Genomic DNA, 20,712 nt, shown 5'->3' on the forward strand with positions numbered 1-20,712 from the left:
TGGTCAACCCTTAAATTTTTTCTCTTATTTCTTTTGCTTGCCTTACTACATAATAATTTTCATTATATTGTAATAATAAGTCAATGTACTTATTAGCTTCTTCTTTATTTTCTTTTAGTACTTCATTACAAAGATAGAAATAATAATTAAATACTTTCGAACACTCTACTATATTATCATTTAATTCTTCTTTAAAATTATCAACCGGTTCTTTTAAAACTAGCACTTTATATATATTATCTAATTTATTATTATACATTTGAACAGCTTCTTGATTTTTATTAACTGTTTTCACTAATTGTTTTTCTAATTCTTCTAAATCAAATTCTTTTTCAGTAAAAATATTTAACATAAACCTAGTAAAGTGATACCATATTTCAGTTCCTCTTAAGGCACCTCTAATATAACCTGATTGAGTAAGTTTTACTTTTGCTAAATATTCTTCACTCTTATCAAAGTTACCGTAGATAAGCTCAACTAGTGCCATATAGTTGTAATATGTACTATTTCTAGTTAATTTTTTATTTTTATGTTGTTCATGCATAAAATCCATAAATCCAGCTAATTCTAAATTATTTAATAACTTTAATCCAATTACATTTTCAATTTTATATCCTTCCATAGCAAAATAACCAACTATTATAAAGAAAAATATTGCGAATATAATAAAAGCTACTGTATCGCTATACCCTAGTTTCATTTGAGTTATAGCTAATGCAAAAAGAAACACAATATATACAAAGATAAATTTATATACTAGATTAATCTTTCTTTTACGCAAGGTTTTAAAATCATATTTATCTTCTAATTTTTTATTCAAACCTTACTTCCTCCTACTAATATCATTTTTTGTACATACTCTATTATAAATTCGATACTACAAAAATACAATATTAATATGCATTAAAATAATAAATTAACATTTTAAATTAGTTATAAAACTACTCTACTTTATATTTTTGTGGTATAATTATACGATATAATACTAGATTTAATATCTAGTGTGTTAGTAGCGTAGTAAATTATTATCACATAATTCTATGAACTGTAACAACAATTTTTAAAATAACAATATAAAAATTTTATTTAGGAGATTTTTTATGACAAAACAAAATATTGGAATTATTTATGGTGGGAAAAGTGCTGAACACTCAATTTCACTATTAACAGCAAAATCAATTATTAACGCAATTGATAAAGAAAAATACAACGTATTCCCTATCTTTATCTCATTAGAAGGAAACTGGGCTCGTGGTGAACAAATTACATCAGAAATCGCAGATCAACACGACCTTATCTTCTCAAACTTTGATAACGACATCAGCGGACTATTATTTGAGGATGGACGTAAATTCGATATCGTCTTCCCTGTTCTTCACGGACCAAATGGTGAAGATGGAACTATCCAAGGTTTACTAGAAATTATGGATATCGCTTATGTTGGTAACAATGTACTTTCAAGTGCTGCTGGTATGGACAAAGTAGTTATGAAACAGTTATTCGCTGCTTACGACCTTCCACAACTTCCATATGTTCACTTTATCGAGTATTCATGGAAAAATAAAAAAGAAGCTATTATCGCTGAAATCAGCGAAAACCTTAAATACCCTGTTTTCGTTAAACCTGCAAACTTAGGTTCATCAGTTGGTATTAGCCGTTGTAACGATGAAGCTGAATTAGTTAAAGGTATTGAAGAAGCTCTTAAATTTGATAAAAAAATCGTTGTTGAACAAGGAGCTGTCGGAGCTAAAGAAATCGAAGTTGCCGTTCTTGGATACAATGAAGTAAAAACTACAGATCCAGGTGAAATCGTAAATATTTCTTCAACAGAATTCTACGATTATGAAACTAAATACACTGATGGACAATCACGTATGGATATTCCTGCACCAGTAGATACTACTCTATATCCTAAATTTAGAGAAATGGCAGCTACTGCTTTCCGTGCAATCAGTGGTTCTGGTCTAGTACGTGCTGACTTCTTCTACACTAAAGAAGGAGAAATCTTCATTAACGAAGTAAACACAATGCCTGGTTTCACACCATTCTCAATGTTCCCTTCTCTATGGGCAAATATGAATGTAAGTTATTCTGAAATTATCGAAGAATTATTCAAGTTAGCTGTAGAGCGTTATGAAGATCGTAAAGACTTATTAACTGAAGAATAGGATAAGACATGAAATATTTAGTTAAAGATTTAGAAAAAATATTAAATGCAAAAAAAGTAAATATCACAAATGATACAGAAATTACAGGTATCGCAATTGATAGTAGAAAAGTTAAACAAGGGGATCTATTTATCCCCTTCTTAGGTGAAAATGTAGATGGACATAACTATATAGAAAGTGCTTTTGAAAAAGGTGCTGCAGCGAGCTTATCTCTAAAAGATGACTTCATTTCTGATAATAACATTATTTATGTTAATGATAGCTACGAAGCTATTCAAACTTTAGCAAAACATTACTTAGACAGCCTAAATGCTAAAACAATCGCTATCACAGGTAGTAACGGTAAAACTACTACAAAAGATATAATTACAAGTGTATTATCAACAAAATATAAAGTTCACAAAACACAGGGTAACTTTAACAATGAACTTGGTGTACCATTAACTATTCTTGCTGCACCAGAAGATAGTGAAATACTAGTACTTGAAATGGGAGCTGATGGATTCGGTCAACTTGATTTCTTATCTAAGTTGGTTGAACCAAATTATACAGTAATTACAAATATCGGTGAAAGTCATATAGAATTCTTCAAATCTCGTGAAGGTATTGCTAAGGCTAAATTCGAAATCACTAACGGAATGAAAAAAGATGGATACTTCGTTTATAACGGAGATGAAGTTCTTCTAAAATCATTAGTAGATTCATCAGATATCAATACTACTTCATGTGGTGAAAATAACTATAACGATATTATTTTGGAAAACTACACTATTACTCGTGATAGAATTGATTTTAAACTTAACATCAGCGATGAACAATACTTCACTAAATTAAAAGGAAAACATAATTTATTTAACATTATGTTCGCAACAGCTATCGCTAGTAAAATTGGATTAACTAATGAAGAAATTCGTAAAGCTATCGAAAATACTGTAGAAATCACTGGTATGCGTCTGCAAAGTATTCCTTACAAAGAAGATTCACTTATTATTAACGATGCATATAACGCCAGCCCTACTTCTATGAAAGCTGGAGTAGATGTCGTTAGTAGTTTTGATGACTTCGATTTTAAAACATTAGTATTAGGAAGCATGTTCGAACTTGGACCAAATGAAGTTAACTACCACGCTGAAGTTGGTGAATACATCTCTAACAAAACTAACGATATAAATTTAGTAATCAGCGTAGGAGAACTTGCCGAAAACATTACTAAACAAATTAAAAATGACAAAATAAAAACACTACACTTCCCTACTACAGCAGAAGTAAGTGAATATTTAAAAAATAACAAACATAAAAACGAAGTTATCCTATTAAAAGCAAGTCGATCAATGAAATTAGAGACGATTATTGAGGAGATAACGAAGTAACAAAATATTAGAGGGCGTTTACGTTTATTGAGATTAACGTGAACCCCTTTTTTTATACCCTCTTCTATTCGGTAAAGTTTATGTAAACAAAAAATAAGATTATAGATCAAATAACACTCAATGTTATCTCATCAATAATCTTATTATACAATCATAAAATTTACCTATTTCTCAAACTGCATAACGTTCTCTATCTTTTACATTTCTGTTTAGTAGAATTCAAAATTTACATATCTCTCAAACATAAATTCAGTAGGTTTTTGATTAGTGAAGTTTTGTAGAATTCAAAATTTACATATCTCTCAAACAGGACAGGTGGCCCATCTACTGGCACCACTGTTTTGTAGAATTCAAAATTTACATATCTCTCAAACAACAAATGCTCTGTAATTTAGAACACACAGTTTTGTAGAATTCAAAATTTACATATCTCTCAAACAATACTACCTACTATATCTCCCATTTCTAGTTTTGTAGAATTCAAAATTTACATATCTCTCAAACGAAACTTTAAATTGATATTCTCCTTCTAAAGTTTTGTAGAATTCAAAATTTACATATCTCTCAAACTAATAAGGCTTTTTCATAAGCATCTTTAAGTTTTGTAGAATTCAAAATTTACATATCTCTCAAACAGCGTTATTATAATTTTCTTTATCAACCAAGTTTTGTAGAATTCAAAATTTACATATCTCTCAAACAGGAATAGAACAAGTAGCAAGGTTATTCAAGTTTTGTAGAATTCAAAATTTACATATCTCTCAAACTTGATCTCTTTATCATTGATTTGATATGCGTTTTGTAGAATTCAAAATTTACATATCTCTCAAACATAAACTATATAATGAATTATCAAGAATTAGTTTTGTAGAATTCAAAATTTACATATCTCTCAAACGATAATAGTTTATCTTATGATGAAATGACTGTTTTGTAGAATTCAAAATTTACATATCTCTCAAACAAAAAGGTCACGCCATTCAACATTTTGGGAGTTTTGTAGAATTCAAAATTTACATATCTCTCAAACGTGTATTCTTTTAATTCCACTTGTCTTAATGTTTTGTAGAATTCAAAATTTACATATCTCTCAAACAAAATTATAAATTTTGGCATCCATCTAAGTTTTGTAGAATTCAAAATTTACATATCTCTCAAACCTGTGTATGATTATTATGGACTTACAATAGTTTTGTAGAATTCAAAATTTACATATCTCTCAAACTTAATTCTTTAAATTTACCACTTGAAGCAAGTTTTGTAGAATTCAAAATTTACATATCTCTCAAACCTCAAATTGAGATTTGAAGAAGAAATTTTGAATTTGGGTATAAAAAAATGGACCGACACCGATCCAGCCAAAAAGGCAATTTAGATAAAATCTTTATTTGAACTTGAATGTAAATTTTGAATCTACCTATATTATACAAGTATTTTCCAAAAATTGCAACATTATATTTCACAATTATCTCTATCAAAAATATAAACTTTTTCTATGTAATTATCATCAGATAGATTATCAAATTGTTGGTATTCTATGTTTATAATACTAATTTTATTCACACAAGCTTCCTTATAAATTTCTTTTATCTCTTCATCTGTGAAAATGTTATGAAGTCCAACTATAAAGATAGTATTGATACCACATAATTGTACAAGTACTTTCAGAAATGTAATGAATTTTTCTAAAATATTATCTTCTTCTACATGAATTTGAAAATCACCTAATTTTAATAAAGAATTTATATCTATTTCTTCTCCTTGTTCAACTTCAAATGAACTATTAAAAATTAATTTTTCAAAATATGCTCTTATATGTGTTGTTAATTCATTATACTCTACAGTATCGTCTATAATTTGTTTTAAAAGTGAATTATAAATCTTCGTTAGAATCTTTTTACTATTAATTTCTATATTAAAAATATCAGTAATTATATAACTACACTTTTCAAATGATATCTCTTTATTCTCATATGAATATATATAATTACCTTCATTTCCTTTGTGTTGACTTATTAACTCCTTTATATTTTCCCTATAATATTTTTTATTTTCAAATACCAATGTATAAATAGTGTTCTCTTCAATCTCAATTTTTCTTTGCCAGTTTTTGTTAATTATCTTCATAATTCCAGTAACCTTTCATCGTTATCAACATATTCCGTTTGACTCTCTCCAACCAGAAACTCCATTTTAGAGAATTGTTTTTCTGTAACTTGTAAAACTTGTACAATACCTTCTTCAGGACATATTTTTCTTATACTCTTCACTACTAAATCAGCACTACCTTGATTCATAGCCAATTTTACATAGACAGATTCTTGCATCATAATAAAACCATTTTTTATTAATGTTTTTCTAAATTTTCTATAGTTCTTTCTTTGTAGTGATGTTTCTGTAGGAAGATCAAACATAACTAATACTCTCATAAATCTATAACTCATAACTATACATTTTTATATACTCTAAATCATCTTCTTTTAAGGCTGTGAACAGACTTCTAACATATAGTTTTATTGCATTAGCTACTGTTTGTTCTTTATCATCAATCTTAATAGCAGTATTTAGAATATTGACTAGTATATTTTTATGCTCTTTAGTAAATTCATTACCTTCTAAACTATACGCAACCTCATCTACTAATATTCTGAAAGGTTCCATAAAATCACTGGCTAAATTAAATTTATTATATGGATTTCTGTGACATAGTCCAAGTTGAGTGAAGTATCCACACGAGACAATTTCTCTATTGAATGCAGAAAGAATTATTGAATAGCCATAATCCAATGCAGCATTTATAAAACATTCTTTATTTCTACTAAAATCCATACCAAACATTGCATTAAAGTAAACCTTAGCTGCATGTCCCTCTCTATTGCTATTATCATTCCACTCAAGTTCAGTAAGATATTGTTCTAATAATTCATACTCTTCTTTACCTAATTTTTTTAACAATAACATCTGATTTTGTATTTTTTCATATACTATTCTTGTCCAAATACGCTCTTTGCTTTCAGTAGTCCACTCTAATTGATTTTTATATTTTAGACTTGTATCATGACTTCCATAGTATGGTATTAATTCCGAACTTGGATTTCTTTTTTCATCACAAAATATTACTTTTATTTTATTTTTAATGAGTTCATTTAAAAGCACGGCGGTAATTGATACCGCAGTGCTTTCAATGATAATCATGTATATCTCACTAAGACTAACTTTTCTAGTCTCCGCTTCTTTTCTTACTGTTAGGAAATTTAAGCTATAATCTAGCTTAGCCCTATCCCTAACTATTATAGTTCTCCATGTCATTTTTTTTATCCCCTATTATTGTTATTTCTTTTTCATAGAATCCAGTAACAGATTGCTCTATTATTGAGAATTGGTTTTGATTTGTCAAATTGAAGCTCGCTATTCCTCTTGCTGCTGTCATTTTTATAACTTTCAAATCAAATGTAGATTTTTTATTAGTTAATAAATTCAATACTTCTAGTAATACTTTTGATTGATCTTCTACACTTATACTACTATAATTATTTCGAATCTCTTCACTATTTAATTCGCTAAATTTATTTGGTTTTTTCTTAATAAAAATTCCTGAATTCATCTTTTCAACTAGTATATTATATAACTCAATATTTTTCTCTTTAGTAATACTTTCCCAAGGTTCCCCATCTTTATTTTCTTTTTTCCAATTTTGATATTTTGATAGAGTTTTTATGTATCTTTCACTTTCAGTATCTAAAGTAACCTGTACAGCTCCATCATATACAAAACTATCATTTGTCTTACCACCTATGAAATTAAAGAAATTATTTATTTTTACTAAATCCCCAATACACAACTTCCTATACTTCAATTTAAAATCTTTAACTTCTTCACCAGATTTAATATTAATTTGAGTTTTACCAAATTCTAATAATGTACTATCATCTTTTATGTTTTGAGAAACATAAATAGGTATTGGAATAATTCTAGTTATTTTTTCTTCACCTTTTTTATTAACTAAAGTATATTCAAAAATTGAATAGTATGCAATTTTAACTTTTGTGAATCCTCCATATTTTGTAACATCATTTACTACAGGATCAGACGTTTTCAAAGGATAATACACACCTTCTTTAGCCTTAGCAGCTACCTTAGCTTTATATACAGTAGCATCAAACAATCCACCTTTTTGTTCTGATGTTCTTCTTGTTACTAGAATATTGTTATTGTTCATAACTTTTTCTACTTGATGAACTGTTTTATTCAATTCCCAAGCAACGTTATTAGAATTAGATGCATTTTCATAAAAGACATTATTCAATGAGTATTTTCTTCCATCTTTCTTATCTTTAATAAAGTTAAAGACATTTCGTGTGAATTTTGTATCATAAACATTACCTACTACAACGTTTAAATATGCGTCTTTCGCATGATGATAATCATTAATTTCACGAACCTTGATTAACTGTTCAGTATTATCTGATTTTCTATTACCTTCTTTAATTTTTCCAAAATTCTGTCTAAAACTAGATACATTTTCTGCTTTAGAATAACAAATTAAAGTTTTTGGATTTAATTCTCTTAATATTCCGGCTACTGCTTTAACTGATTGAGATGTTTCTACTAATTGTCGAGCAATAAATCCTGTTAACTCTTCATCAGAAAATTCTTCAGTTCTTACTAATCTATTATATTTCTCATCAGTAATTAGACCTTTTTCTTTCAGGAATTTCCAGAATCTTCTATTACTAGGTGTTTGAATATCACTTCCTAATGGATATCTGTCTGTTTTAGCTGCGTTATATTCTCTTTTTACTAATACAGTATTTGTAAAACTGTCATCCTTCACTTTACTTTGAGGGTATATGTGATCTATATCATAGGCTGTAGTATTTAACTGCGTAATATCAATCGTTTCCCCACTATACATACATCTTCCTAATTGTGTATAGTATAGATATAATTTTTTAGCTTTTAGTTTAGATGGTTCTACTAAACTCAATCTTTCATTCAGCTTATCAAAGTTCAATGAACCTATCTCTTTTTCTAAATCTTTTACATCTTTTTTTACTGCTTTATAGAATAATTCTAATTGTTTCTTACGAGAATCTGTTGGTTTTTTCTTCTCTTGATTAGATCTAGTTGTCTCTACAAAAATTTTCGCTGGAGCACATCCTATAATTTTCTTAAGTTCTTCTACTATTCTTACGGTTTGCCAAATCGAACGTTTAACAGATGGCGATACATATAAATCATCTAAAATTTCAGGTGTAATTTCTGTTACTTCTTTTTGTAACTCTTTATTGTAGTCAATTATCTGTTGTGAATAATCAAATCTATCTGCCAATAACTCCATGAATAGTATGTTATTTTGACACATTGCTCCAATTATATTTAAACATTCTCCCGTTTCCTCATTATAAAGCTTTTTACTTACTAATTCTGTCAACAGTTTTCTAGAGAATCTTCCCCAATCTTTATATACTAACCTAGACATTTTTGCTATTTCTTCTTTTGAATATATATCACCATATACAGCTTCTATCTTATCTTTTATTAATTTTCTAGATTCTCCGTATAATGTAATCCAAAGAATTATATTTTCTACATGTTCAGTATTAAATTTATCTCCTAGGATTTTTTTGAAATCCCTATATGATTTCAAATCATTTTTTACAGTAATATCAATTCCAGTAATTTCACCCTTACCGTCTATATGTCCTTCTGCTTTTAATAAGTTTTTAATACTTGTTTTTGTAACTTTCTTACCTTGTTCTTTGAAAAGTTTTTCAATAATAACATTTCTAGCTTCTAAACTTATTCTATTACCATCATATTTTAATGCATTCAGCTCATTTAGTAGGGCAAACTCAGAATATAATAATGAACTCTTCGGAAGGACATCTTCACCTTTAAGATATGTACATTTACTAGTTAAATTGGTAATAAACTTCTCTGCACTTGCACTTTCGTCAATTACTTTTTCATAATTCCAAGGAGTTACTGGTGTTTTTTCATACCCTTTATTTCTTACTGACCATGCAAATCCATCTTCTTTAGCTTTTTTACTAGAATTCAGTGGACCAACATAGTACGGTATTCTAAATTCTAATAATTGAATTACTTTTTCTATTATACTATATCCACTATCATCTTTTTCATTTAAGAACTTATGATATTTAGCCGCATTATCTAAAATTATTATCAATTCTTCTTTGTGGATTTGATACGGTACTACTGAATTATCTTTTGTTCTTTGAAGTGGTAAGAATAGTTCTAATTCTAAATCTCTTAAAATTTCTTCTTTAGCTGCACTTTCTTCTAGTTTAGCTAGTTCTTTAACTAAGAAATTTTTAAAGTCTTCATAATTACATCCTTTTCCTTCATCACTCTTACGAATATAATTTACATAGTTGCTTCCCTTATCTTTATCCTCTTTAAATATTGCTGCATAAAGCTCTACTTTTTTATCTTCTGATAATTTTGAATCATTTTTCACAAGATTTTTTAATTTAGTTAAATCATCTCTATGTTTATTATAAAGATCTACTTTTGATTCTGATAATGTCTTCCCTTCTTTTTTAATATCAGAAAGAATAATACTATCATAAACTAATTTAGCTAAATCTAGTAATTCAATATAGTTTGATAGAACTTGTTCATAATCATGTCGAACTTCTTCATAAATTTTTTCTTTAAACGATACAGATTTTATCACTGCATCTAATTCTTTATACTCATCTATTGCGAATAATTTATCTAGCGAAGGTTTCCCACCAAAAATTAATCTAAATACTTCTAATAATTGTTTTTCTTTTGGATATAGTTCTTTAATATCATTCAACTTATCTTTTGAAGTTTTTTTCTCTAATGAAATATCCGCAATTTTATCAACAACTTTTTCTGTTACTTCAAATCCTACATGAAGTATATCAAGTTCTAATAATTCTTTAATTAAATTGTTTAAATTACCAGCTTTAAAACTTTGACCTTGTAGTAAGAAATGCCCTCTATTTTTTAAGATATGATGTATTGCTAAAAATACTTTTCTTATGTCAGGGTTTTCCTCAGTCATAAGTTTTGTTCTTAAATGATAAATTGTTGGATATTCTTTATAATAATCTTTATCTGTATAATCTTTATCATTAAAAATCTCATACGGTACTTGATGAGTTTTATCCTCATAATGATATTGACTTTCTTTTAACCTTAAGAAAAAATTAGCATCAATTTTGGCTATTTCTTGAGTAAATAATTCTTCTAATAAGTTTAAACGCCATTTTCTTCTAGCTAATCTTCTTCTCCCAGAACGATATCCTCGGCGTTCTTCTGCAGTAGTAGCTTCTTCAAATAATCTAACTCCCCATAATCTTTTTTTATTTTTTCTAATAATTTTATATTCATTATCAGTGGCAGCCCAACCCACACTTGCTGTTCCAATATCTAAACCGAGATACCATGTTTTATTAGTCATATTTCCTATTCCTCCTCAAAACTTAAAATAATATTTCATAAAAACATTTTCATCTTTTATTTTATCATATTTACAATAAATATCAAAAGGCAATTAATATTATTTTCAAAATTAAATTTACAAGATAAAGAAATTAATAAATACTTTGTTGCTTTGAAAAAAATACATTCCACATGATTTAGCTAATAAAACAAAAGAAACAACTCAAAACGATATTAATTCTGAGTTGCTTCATGATTATGATTTTATTTAATTATGTTAGTTGTAGAATCCTGATACATCATCACTTAAATCAATTAGGATGTTTTTCATTTGTGAATAGTGTTCTAGTATTACTTTATGAGTTTCACGTCCAATTCCTGATTTTTTGTATCCTCCAAATGGTGCGTGTTCTGGGATTTGGTTATAAGTATTAACCCACATTCTTCCTGTTTCTACTTTACGAGCGATATTTAATGCACGTGTAATGTTTGTAGAGAATACTGCCCCTGCTAGTCCATACTCACTATCGTTAGCTTGAGCAATTACTTCTTCATCTGTTTTGAATTTGATGATTACTGAAACTGGTCCGAATACTTCTTCTTGTGAGATACGGCATCCATTGTTTACTCCAGCGATTAATGTTGGTTTAACGAATGCCCCTTTATCACATCCATTTTCTGTATAACGCTCACCACCAACAATTACTTCTCCACCTTCTTTTTTAGCTATTTCGATATAATTAACAATTTTTTCTGCTTGGTTTTCATCTATTTGGCTACCCATTTGTGTATTTGGATCTAGCGGATCACCGATTTTAATTTTTGCAAATTTTTCTTTTACTTTTGCTACAAAATCATCATAGATTCCTTCTTGTACGAAAATTCTTGAGCCTGCACAACATACTTGACCTTGGTTGAATAAAATACCTAATTGTACCCCGTCAAGTGCTTTTTCTATATTAGCATCATCTAAGATAATATTCGCAGATTTACCACCTAATTCTAATGTAGCTGGAATTAGTTTTTCTGCAGCTGCTACCGCAATTTTTTTACCTACTTCTGTAGATCCTGTAAATGCTAGTTTATTTAATCCTTGATGATTTTTTAGGAATTCCCCTGATTTACTTCCACGTCCTGTAATTACATTTAATACACCTTTCGGTAATACATCTTGAATTAATTCTACGAATGTAAGTATGCTAAGCGATGTAATACTTGATGGTTTTAGTACGATTGTGTTACCTGCTGCTAAAGCTGGTGCAATTTTCCAAGCTGCCATTAAGAATGGGAAGTTCCAAGGAATAATTTGTCCTACTACTCCAATAGGTTCTCTTAAAACTAAGCTTAGGAATTTTTTATCTAAAACTGTTGCTTGTCCTTCATCAGCTAAAATACATCCTGCAAAGTATCTAAAATGTCTAGCACTGAATGGAATGTCTACATTAAGTGTTTCACGAATTGGTTTACCATTATCTAAAGATTCTACCGTAGCTAATAATTCTGTATTAGTATCAATAATATCTGCAATTTTGTTTAGTAAAGCTGCACGTTCAGATACTGTTGTATATTTCCATGTTTTAAATGCTTCTTGTGCAGCTTCTACAGCTCTATTTACATCTCCTTCTGTTGCATCTGGGAAGTTTGCTAAGTATTCAGAATTAGCTGGATTGTATGATTTTAATACTAATTTATCCTCAGCATCTACCCACTCCCCGTTGATAAACATTTTAAAATTTTCTTTTTTTAATTTAGTCATATTTTTTCTCCTTTGTTTTTTATTGTAATCTTATACTACCACCGAAAGAGTACGTTTACAAAGTATCTGTTTATACTTAATTAACACTGTTTAAATAAAGTATTATTTGGAAATATTGAAACAATAATTAATCATATATATACAAGTTGAAACCGTTATTTCATAGGGAGTTCTTTGATATATAGTAAACTCTTTAGAGTTAATATTTTATTATATAAATCAATATTAAGTTTATAATTATTAGTAAAATTTAATATTAAATATTTAATATTTTTGTGTTAAATTATCTCTTTATTACTAGCATTAAAAGTGATAGAATTAATTATAAAGGGGGGGATAATTATGAATAAGAAAGTTTTTATTATCTTCTTTATTATCTTCTTAAGTACCTTTATGATTATTATTTCAATCATAAATACTCATGGAGAAGACTATAAGGAATCAAATGTTAATGGAATACTAATTAAAGGCGATAAAACTAAATATAAGGTTAAATTCCTTAAAAAAATTGATGGTGATACGATTTTAGTACAATTCAACAATAAAGAACTAAAAGTGAGATATTTATTAGTCGATACTCCTGAAACAGTTAAATCAGGAGTCGAAGTTCAAAAATATGGACCTGAAGCTAGTGAATTAAACGGAAAGTTATTGTCAAACGCTAAAAACGTTGAAATTGAATTCGATGTTTTTCAAAAAGAGGATAAGTATCATAGAGCATTATGCTACGTATACGCCGATGGAAAAAGTGTTCAGGAAGAATTACTATTAGCTGGTTTAGCAGAAATTAAATATGTTAAACCACCCGATACAAGATACCTGAAAGAATATAAAAAAGCACAGAACAAGGCTAAAAGCAATAAGCGTAATCTCTGGTCTAGTGCATAGACTTAAGAATTAATATAATTACATAGTAACAACAAAAAAGCAACTCAACAATTAGATCTCTTAAAAGTCTATTGCTGAGTTGCATTTATTTTATATTATTTTAATTTACTATTTTTGTACGAGAATGTAAAGTAAATTATCATACCTATGATTACCCAAACGATGAAGATAATCCATGTTGTTAATGTAACACTGTATAGTAGTGCTCCAAATAAAACGATAGAGATAATTGGTAATACAGGCATACCAGGTACTCTAAATCCACGTTTTAAGTCTGGGAATTTTTTGTAGAATACGATAGTTGTGTAACTTACTAATGCGAATGCAATAATTGAAGCTACGTTAGCTAGATCAGCTAAGTTTCCTAAAGGTAAGAATCCTGCTAAAACTGCTGTTAAAATTCCTAATCCCCAAGTTACAGTACTTGGTACTTTGTTTGCATTAACTTTAGTTAATCCTTTTGGTAATAATCCGTCACGAGCAATTGTATAAGTGATACGAATACCTGCATACATGAATGATAAGATACCAGCCATAAGACCGATTACCGCACCAAGAGATACGACTCCTGCTACTTTGTTTTGTCCAACTTCCTCTAACACGAATGCTAATGCATCTCCAGTTCCAAGTCTGTTGTATTCAACAACTCCTGTTAATACTAAACATACAAGAATATAGAATGCTGTACAAACTACCATCGTTATAATAATTGCTTTAGGTAATGCTTTTTCCGGATTAATCGTTTCTTCTGCTGAAGTTGAAATTGCATCAAATCCTAAGTATGCAAAGAATACAGTTGTTGCAGCTAACATCACCCCAGAAAATCCTGTTGGAGCAAAGTTATTTGTCCAGTTTGTTGGTTCTACGTAAAATGCACCAACAACGATGAATAAAATTACAATACCTACTTTTGCAGCTACCATCAGGTTATTTACTAGTTTACTACTAGAAGTTCCTTTTGATAGGATGAAAGTAATTAATAATACAATAATAATCGCAGGAATATTACCATATCCACCTACTGCCGGTAGTGTATAATATTCTTTTGGAATTTCTACACCCAAACCTGCTAATAGACGTGAAAAGTAACTTGACCATCCATTCGCTACAGTTGCTGCAGTAAGAACGTATCCACCTATTAAAACCCAACCTATCGCATAAGCTACGATTTCACCAACTGATACATATAAATATGTATATGTACTACCACTTGATGGAATAGTTGAAGCCAACTCTGCATAACAAAGTGCAGCTAAACAACAAGCTAATCCTGCAATAAGGAATGAGAACACAACCGCAGGTCCTGCTTCTGCTGAAGCTTTCCCTGTTAAAACTAAAATTCCTGAACCAATAATTGCCCCAATTCCGAATAGAACTAAATCTAAAGTTTTCATCGTGGGATTCAACGTTTTATTTCTTGATTCAGCTAAAATAGAATCAATAGATTTTTTTCTAAAAACGCTCATAATTTCCTCCTAATATTAAATAAATATTCTCCCCTATTAATAATATTTATTAATTATATCACAGTTACAGATTATTTACTACTAAATACTTTACTTATGTAAGTAAAGAAAAAAGCAAACAATAAATATCCTAATAAAATAATATATTATTAAATATAACTAATCTAACAAAAGGAAGTGGATAACATATTATAAATATACATACCACTTCCTCTACAATATAATTTTTCTATATTTTGTTTTTAATATTATATTACAAAGCTTGCTCTACTGGAGTATACTCATATCCTAAATCATCTGCAACTGCTTTGAATGTTACTTTCCCGTTAGCTACGTTAACACCTGGTACTAATTCTGGGAATTTAACAACTGCTTCTTTAACTCCTAGTTTAGCAATTAGTTTAACATATTTAGCTGTTGCGTTACATAATGCATATGTTGCTGTTTCAGCTACTGCTCCAGGTATATTTGCTACTGAATAGTGTAATACTCCTTCTTCAACGAATATTGGATTATCATGACTTGTTGGACGACCTTCTGTATATTCCGTTGTACCACCTTGGTCGATAGCCACGTCTACAATAACACCACCATCAGGCATATCTTTAATCATTTCTTTAGTTACAAGTTTTGGTGCTTTAGCTCCTGGAATTAATACTGTACTTACTACTAAGTCAGCAGTTTTAATTGCATTAGCAATATTTAATTTATTAGAGTAAACTGTTTCTACTTTACCACCGAAAATATGTGATAATTCAGTTAAACGATCTAAGTTAACATCTAGCATTGTTACGCGCGCTCCTAATCCTGAAGCTGCTGTAGCTGCTGCAGTTCCTGCTACCCCTGCACCAATAACTACAACATGACCTGGTTGAACTCCTGGAACACCTTGTAATAATTTACCTTTACCACCTTGTACTTTGGATAAGAATCTTGTACCCTCTTGAATAGCCATTCTTCCCGCAATTTCACTCATAGGTCTTAATAATGGTAAAGTACGACCTACTTTTACAGTTTCGAAAGCAATACCGATAGTCCCTGATTCTACCATTGCTTTAGTTAATTCTGGATCTGCTGCTAAGTGTAAGTAAGTATAGATAATTAAACCTTTTCTGAAGTATTTATATTCTGATGGAATTGGTTCTTTTACTTTATAGATTAAATCTGATTTATTCCATACATCTTCTGCTTTATCTAATAAAACAGCTCCTACTTTTTCATACTCCGAATCTGAAATACCCGAAGCTAATCCAGCTCCTTTTTCTACATAAACAGTGTGCCCATCTAGTACTAATTCATGTACTACTCCCGGAATTGCAGACACTCTACTTTCGTTGTTTTTAATTTCTGTTGGTACTCCGATAATCATTTCCCTTACCTCCTAATTTTTTCTGTACTTATATATTAACACATATACCAAATTAATGAAAGCGTTTTTCTGATGAAAGTAATGATGAAAATATTTTCCCTATTTTATTATAATTATATAAAAATAAAAACCTATAGAATAGCTATTCTTAATTTTATATTAACACTATTTTTATGAAAATAAGCATTAATTATTTTTAGAAAAGAAATCTGAAAAACAGCTGTTATATTTTCTAAGTAATTCTGTTTTAAGAGTATAACGAGATTAATTTTATTTTTAAAATTTTTAATTTATACAAAATTATTTACTAAAAGTATATACTTTTATTGAAAGCTAAAATATTTATACAAAATTAATTTTTGCTTTTCAGTTTGTTATATTTTACATTATTTAATGAAAAATATCAATTCTTGATAATACAATATACTTTTATGTGATATAACTAAACTATTTATTTTTGTTAAATATTTGATATTAAATAATATAATTAAAATTATTTCTGATATTATTTTTCTTCTTTTTATGATAGAATAATAATAGTGAAAAGAGGTATTCTCTTTTACCTAATATTCTAAAATTATTTTAAAGCTAAAAACAAATTAGTTTTTGGCTTTTTTTATTTTTCTTAGATTTTGCGCAGAAATAAAAACAAGCCCCTTAAACGTTAGTTTAAAGGGCTTTGTCTTATTAACGGCTGTAGTACTCAACGATAAGTTGTTCGTTGATTTCTGGGTGTAATTCACTTCTTTCTGGAAGTCTTACTAATGATCCTTCTAATTTGTCAGCATCAAAAGTTAAGTACTCAGGTACAAAATTAGTGATTTCAACAGCTTCTTTAATGATTTCAAGGTTTCTAGATTTTTCTCTTACTGAAACTACTTGACCTGGTTTAACAGCGTAAGAAGCGATATCTACTTTTTTACCATCTACAAGAACGTGACCGTGGTTAACTAATTGTCTAGCTTGACGGTTAGTTCTAGCTAATCCTAAGCTGTATACTACAGAATCTAAACGTGTAGCAAGTAACGCCATGAAGTTTTCCCCGTGAAGACCTTGTAATTTACCAGCTTTATCGAATAATTTACGGAATTGTTTTTCGTTCATTCCGTGTAGGTAACGAAGTTTTTGTTTTTCTTGTAATTGTAAACCATACTCAGATAGTTTTTTTCTTAAGTTAGGACCGTGTTGTCCTGGTGCGTAAGGACGTTTAGCTAACTCCTTACCAGTACCGCTTAGTGAGATTCCTAAACGACGAGATTTTTTCCAAGTTGAACCTGTAAAACGAGCCATTATGTGCTCCTCCTTTTATCTTTTTGTTTTTATTTTTGTGAAAACAAAAAGCACGATTATCGTTGTTGTATATGTTATAAAACTGGAACTTCGCCTAGCAGCATAGGCTACGAGTTGCCACATTAAATAATGTATAACATAGAGGCAATAACAATTAATCCACTGCTATTATTTTACACAAAGATTAGTTTACCATTATTTTTAGTAATAGTCAACTATTTTGATGTTGTATTCTTATTTTTTTTAATAATAACGTAATACAAAATTCTATTCACATAGATTTAGGAATTTTTTAAATGTATCAATTTCATAATCAACTTCTGGATGCCACTGTAATCCAATTAAGTTTCCTTTTTCAATTGCTTCTACAGTTCCATCGTCAGAAACTGCTGTTACTTTAAATCCTTCTGCAACTCTATTTATTGCTTGATGATGAATTGAATTAACCTCTGCTTTATCTCCATATAAACTATGTACAAATGAATTTTCTTCTATATCTATATTGTGACGAACCAAATTCTCTTTACTAGTATGATCATCTATATGCTGTTTTAAACAACCACCATGATAAATATTTAAACTTTGTAATCCACTACAGATTCCAAGTATTGGCTTATTATTCTTTTCGAAAAGCTCAATAAGTTTAAAGTCTAATTCATCCTCATATGGATCTTCAGGATATTCTAAACCTTCTAGAGGTTCTTCGCCGTAAAACTTAGGATTAATATCCCGATCTCTACCAGCAATAATTAGGCCACTACACATGGCTACAATTTCCTCAATTCCGTTTTGAGAACAAACTGGGAATAATATAAATCCAGCTTTTTCTGCTACTTCTGAAAAATAACCATTGATGTATAGACGTCTTTTTGCTATACCAGCATCTGATTGGTAATCGACACTTCTTGTTGAAATTGCAATTATTTTCATATGCAATGACCTCCTTTTTTAAATTTTATGACTATTATTATATAAATATTATAGAAAATTGTCAAGAACAGGATTTTCATGAAAATATATGAAAACTTTAAGTATATTAATAAGTTTAAATATTAAATATAATTTTTGTATCAATTTTAATTTTATAAGCTATCTTGTTTAAATATTATTAAGGATTAGTACTATTTAATTTATCTCCACTTGGTAATAGTGAACTTTTAAAATTACCATTATATCTATATATTAAATTCAGAGTATTAATCTAATGTTAAACTTCATACATTCTATTGTAAATATACTGAAAGATATGTATAATAGTAATGTGTTAAATATTAAGGAGGAATAATTGAATGAATTATTTATTGACTGTTAAATATCCTAAACAAGAAGTTATAGAGGATGGCAAAGAGTCGGTTACCAATGTGAAAGAAAATCATGAGGATTTAACTTCAGAGGAACTTTTAGAAAAATATCAAGAGTTTCAACGCGTAGGATATGATGTCAAAGTTAACTTTGTTACTTCTGATGTATATGATGAATTCGATGTTTTTAAATTAGCAGAAATCTTAGATCTTAATGCGATTGACTATAGCGCAAAACTTAAATTTATAAATCGCTCAAATAAAGGATCTCATGATTATATCAGTAATCTAGCAAAATTATTTGATAGATATACTTTTGATTATGATATTTCAATTAAGCTGAAGATTAACGAAAAATCAGAAATTGACTTTAAAAATGAAGATACATGGTTTGGAGAAACTCCAATTTATCAAATAAATCCAAAAATTAACGTAAAGGATGCTAAATTATTTAAAAATTTATATGATGAGTTAAATGAAATAGCTCAAGTTAGCGCAGAAATAAAACCAAAAAAATTAGAAGAAAAAATACTATTATTATCTTTAGATAATTATCCAGAAGGAACTGAAGTTATTTTCACACTAAAAGATTCTGAGATTTATGAATAAAATATGTTAAATTAGAAACTGAGATTACTACTAAATTATAGGTAGCCTCAGTTTCTTTATTTTTTACTAACTTAATTTTGGACTTTTTACATCTCATTTGACAAAGAACAAAAAAAGACAACAGAGAAAGTTCTCTGTTGCCTTGACGTACTTTGGTATAAGACCAATATTAACGTTTTGAGAATTGAGGAGCACGTCTCGCACCACGAAGACCGTATTTTTTACGTTCTTTCATACGAGGGTCACGAGTTAGTAATCCTGCTGGTTTTAAGTCTTTACGGTATTCTGGGTTTACTTCTAGTAAAGCACGTGCAATTCCGTGACGGATTGCTTGAGCTTGTCCTGTGTATCCTCCACCGTTAACGTTAACTAAAACGTCATAGTTACCTGTAGTAGATGTAACTTCTAAAGGTTGCATTAAGTCTAATACTAATGATTCTAATGGTAAGTATTCACGCATTTCTCTGTTGTTGATAACAACTTTCCCTGTTCCAGGTACTAATCTTACACGTGCTACTGAGCTTTTACGGCGTCCTGTACCGCGATATTCTACTTGTGCCATTTAATTATTTCCTCCTATATTATCCACGTAATTCGTATTTTTCTGGTTTTTGTGCTGCGTGTGGGTGTTCAGCTCCACGGTAAACGTGAAGTTTCATTCCTTGAGCTCTACCTAAAGTATTTTTTGGTAACATACCTTTGATAGATAGTTCTAAAAGTTCTTCTGGATATTTTTCTACCATTAATCCAGCAGTTCTTTCTTTTAACCCACCTGGGTGCATTGTGTGACGACGGTAAATTTTATCAGTTAATTTTTTACCAGTTAACACAATTTTCTCAGCGTTGATAATGATTACATTATCCCCAGTATCGATGTGTGGTGTATAAGTAGGTTTGTGTTTCCCTCTTAAAATTGAAGCTACCTCTGATGATAAGCGACCTAAAGTTTGTCCTTCAGCATCGATTACATACCATTTTTTTTCTACAGTTGATGGCTTTGCCATATATGTTTGACGCATGTCTTTTTTCCTCCTAGATGTTGTTTTTAATCTGTC

The 20,712-nt window shown here is 29.1% G+C and carries 16 protein-coding genes and 1 CRISPR repeat array; of the genes, 4 read left to right on the forward strand and 12 right to left on the reverse strand.

The genetic code is table 11. The annotated features are described in order from the left end of the window. Window positions 1–10: 10 nt before the first annotated feature. The gene (locus ACWOA3_RS03115; protein ID WP_456884052.1) at window positions 11–820 is read right to left on the reverse strand and encodes a hypothetical protein; all 810 of its coding nucleotides are present in this window, start codon (window positions 818–820) and stop codon (window positions 11–13) included. Between the two features lie 280 nt (window positions 821–1,100). Here ACWOA3_RS03115 and ACWOA3_RS03120 point away from each other — a divergent pair, with 280 nt between their 5' ends. Next, the gene (locus tag ACWOA3_RS03120; protein WP_456884054.1) at window positions 1,101–2,168 is read left to right on the forward strand and encodes a D-alanine--D-alanine ligase; all 1,068 of its coding nucleotides are present in this window, start codon (window positions 1,101–1,103) and stop codon (window positions 2,166–2,168) included. Window positions 2,169–2,176: 8 nt separating this feature from the next. Next, window positions 2,177–3,538, forward strand: coding sequence for a UDP-N-acetylmuramoyl-tripeptide--D-alanyl-D-alanine ligase (locus tag ACWOA3_RS03125; protein ID WP_456884055.1), 1,362 nt, complete (start codon window positions 2,177–2,179; stop codon window positions 3,536–3,538). 207 nt (window positions 3,539–3,745) lie between these two features. Continuing rightward, a CRISPR array of direct repeats spans window positions 3,746–4,829; the repeat unit is 36 nt; unit sequence GTTTTGTAGAATTCAAAATTTACATATCTCTCAAAC. A 161-nt stretch (window positions 4,830–4,990) separates the two neighbouring features. Here the strand turns inward: ACWOA3_RS03125 and csn2 are convergent. The 5 genes from csn2 to ACWOA3_RS03150 form a co-directional block, all read right to left on the reverse strand. Next, window positions 4,991–5,665: a type II-A CRISPR-associated protein Csn2 gene (gene csn2, locus ACWOA3_RS03130; protein ID WP_456884057.1), complete on the reverse strand. Its 675-nt coding sequence runs from the start codon at window positions 5,663–5,665 to the stop codon at window positions 4,991–4,993. Then, a complete protein-coding gene (cas2, locus tag ACWOA3_RS03135) occupies window positions 5,662–5,967 on the reverse strand; it encodes a CRISPR-associated endonuclease Cas2 (RefSeq protein ID WP_048803087.1) in 306 nt (101 codons plus the stop codon). The genes csn2 and cas2 overlap by 4 nt, the downstream gene beginning before the upstream one ends. A gap of 4 nt (window positions 5,968–5,971) precedes the next feature. Then, window positions 5,972–6,847, reverse strand: a complete 876-nt coding sequence (gene cas1 / locus ACWOA3_RS03140) for a type II CRISPR-associated endonuclease Cas1 (RefSeq protein ID WP_442566680.1) — start codon at window positions 6,845–6,847, stop codon at window positions 5,972–5,974. Beyond that, window positions 6,822–10,997 carry a type II CRISPR RNA-guided endonuclease Cas9 gene (gene cas9, locus ACWOA3_RS03145; protein ID WP_456884059.1) on the reverse strand — a complete coding sequence of 1,392 codons (4,176 nt, stop codon included), beginning with the start codon at window positions 10,995–10,997 and terminating at the stop codon, window positions 6,822–6,824. Before cas9 ends, cas1 begins: the two co-directional genes overlap by 26 nt. A 258-nt stretch (window positions 10,998–11,255) precedes the next feature. After that, window positions 11,256–12,734 (reverse strand): aldehyde dehydrogenase family protein, encoded by a 1,479-nt coding sequence (locus ACWOA3_RS03150; RefSeq protein ID WP_456884061.1) that lies wholly within the window; start codon window positions 12,732–12,734, stop codon window positions 11,256–11,258. Window positions 12,735–13,076: 342 nt separating this feature from the next. On the opposite strand from ACWOA3_RS03150, the gene ACWOA3_RS03155 reads away from it, so the two are divergent. After that, window positions 13,077–13,622, forward strand: coding sequence for a thermonuclease family protein (locus ACWOA3_RS03155; RefSeq protein WP_456884063.1), 546 nt, complete (start codon window positions 13,077–13,079; stop codon window positions 13,620–13,622). Between the two features lie 95 nt (window positions 13,623–13,717). Here ACWOA3_RS03155 and ACWOA3_RS03160 read toward each other — a convergent pair whose 3' ends face one another. From ACWOA3_RS03160 to ACWOA3_RS03175, 4 genes are all read right to left on the reverse strand, one after another. Continuing rightward, window positions 13,718–15,091, reverse strand: a complete 1,374-nt coding sequence (locus ACWOA3_RS03160) for an amino acid permease (RefSeq protein WP_456884135.1) — start codon at window positions 15,089–15,091, stop codon at window positions 13,718–13,720. A gap of 250 nt (window positions 15,092–15,341) precedes the next feature. Next, a complete protein-coding gene (gene ald / locus ACWOA3_RS03165; protein ID WP_003145899.1) occupies window positions 15,342–16,457 on the reverse strand; it encodes an alanine dehydrogenase in 1,116 nt (371 codons plus the stop codon). Between the two features lie 687 nt (window positions 16,458–17,144). Then, window positions 17,145–17,747 carry a 30S ribosomal protein S4 gene (gene rpsD / locus ACWOA3_RS03170; RefSeq protein WP_003145898.1) on the reverse strand — a complete coding sequence of 201 codons (603 nt, stop codon included), beginning with the start codon at window positions 17,745–17,747 and terminating at the stop codon, window positions 17,145–17,147. A 267-nt stretch (window positions 17,748–18,014) separates the two neighbouring features. Then, window positions 18,015–18,677 (reverse strand): gamma-glutamyl-gamma-aminobutyrate hydrolase family protein, encoded by a 663-nt coding sequence (locus tag ACWOA3_RS03175; protein WP_003145896.1) that lies wholly within the window; start codon window positions 18,675–18,677, stop codon window positions 18,015–18,017. A gap of 359 nt (window positions 18,678–19,036) precedes the next feature. Between ACWOA3_RS03175 and ACWOA3_RS03180 the strand changes: the two genes are divergently transcribed. After that, window positions 19,037–19,657: a hypothetical protein gene (locus ACWOA3_RS03180; protein ID WP_456884065.1), complete on the forward strand. Its 621-nt coding sequence runs from the start codon at window positions 19,037–19,039 to the stop codon at window positions 19,655–19,657. 169 nt (window positions 19,658–19,826) lie between these two features. Here the strand turns inward: ACWOA3_RS03180 and rpsI are convergent, their stop codons facing one another. Continuing rightward, on the reverse strand, window positions 19,827–20,219 hold the full coding sequence (gene rpsI / locus ACWOA3_RS03185; protein ID WP_003145894.1) for a 30S ribosomal protein S9: 393 nt from the start codon (window positions 20,217–20,219) through the stop codon (window positions 19,827–19,829). Between the two features lie 19 nt (window positions 20,220–20,238). Further along, complete coding sequence (gene rplM / locus ACWOA3_RS03190; protein WP_003144827.1) at window positions 20,239–20,676, reverse strand: 50S ribosomal protein L13; 438 nt, start codon at window positions 20,674–20,676, stop codon at window positions 20,239–20,241. Window positions 20,677–20,712 lie beyond the last annotated feature (36 nt).

This window comes from Gemella taiwanensis (assembly GCF_054054385.1).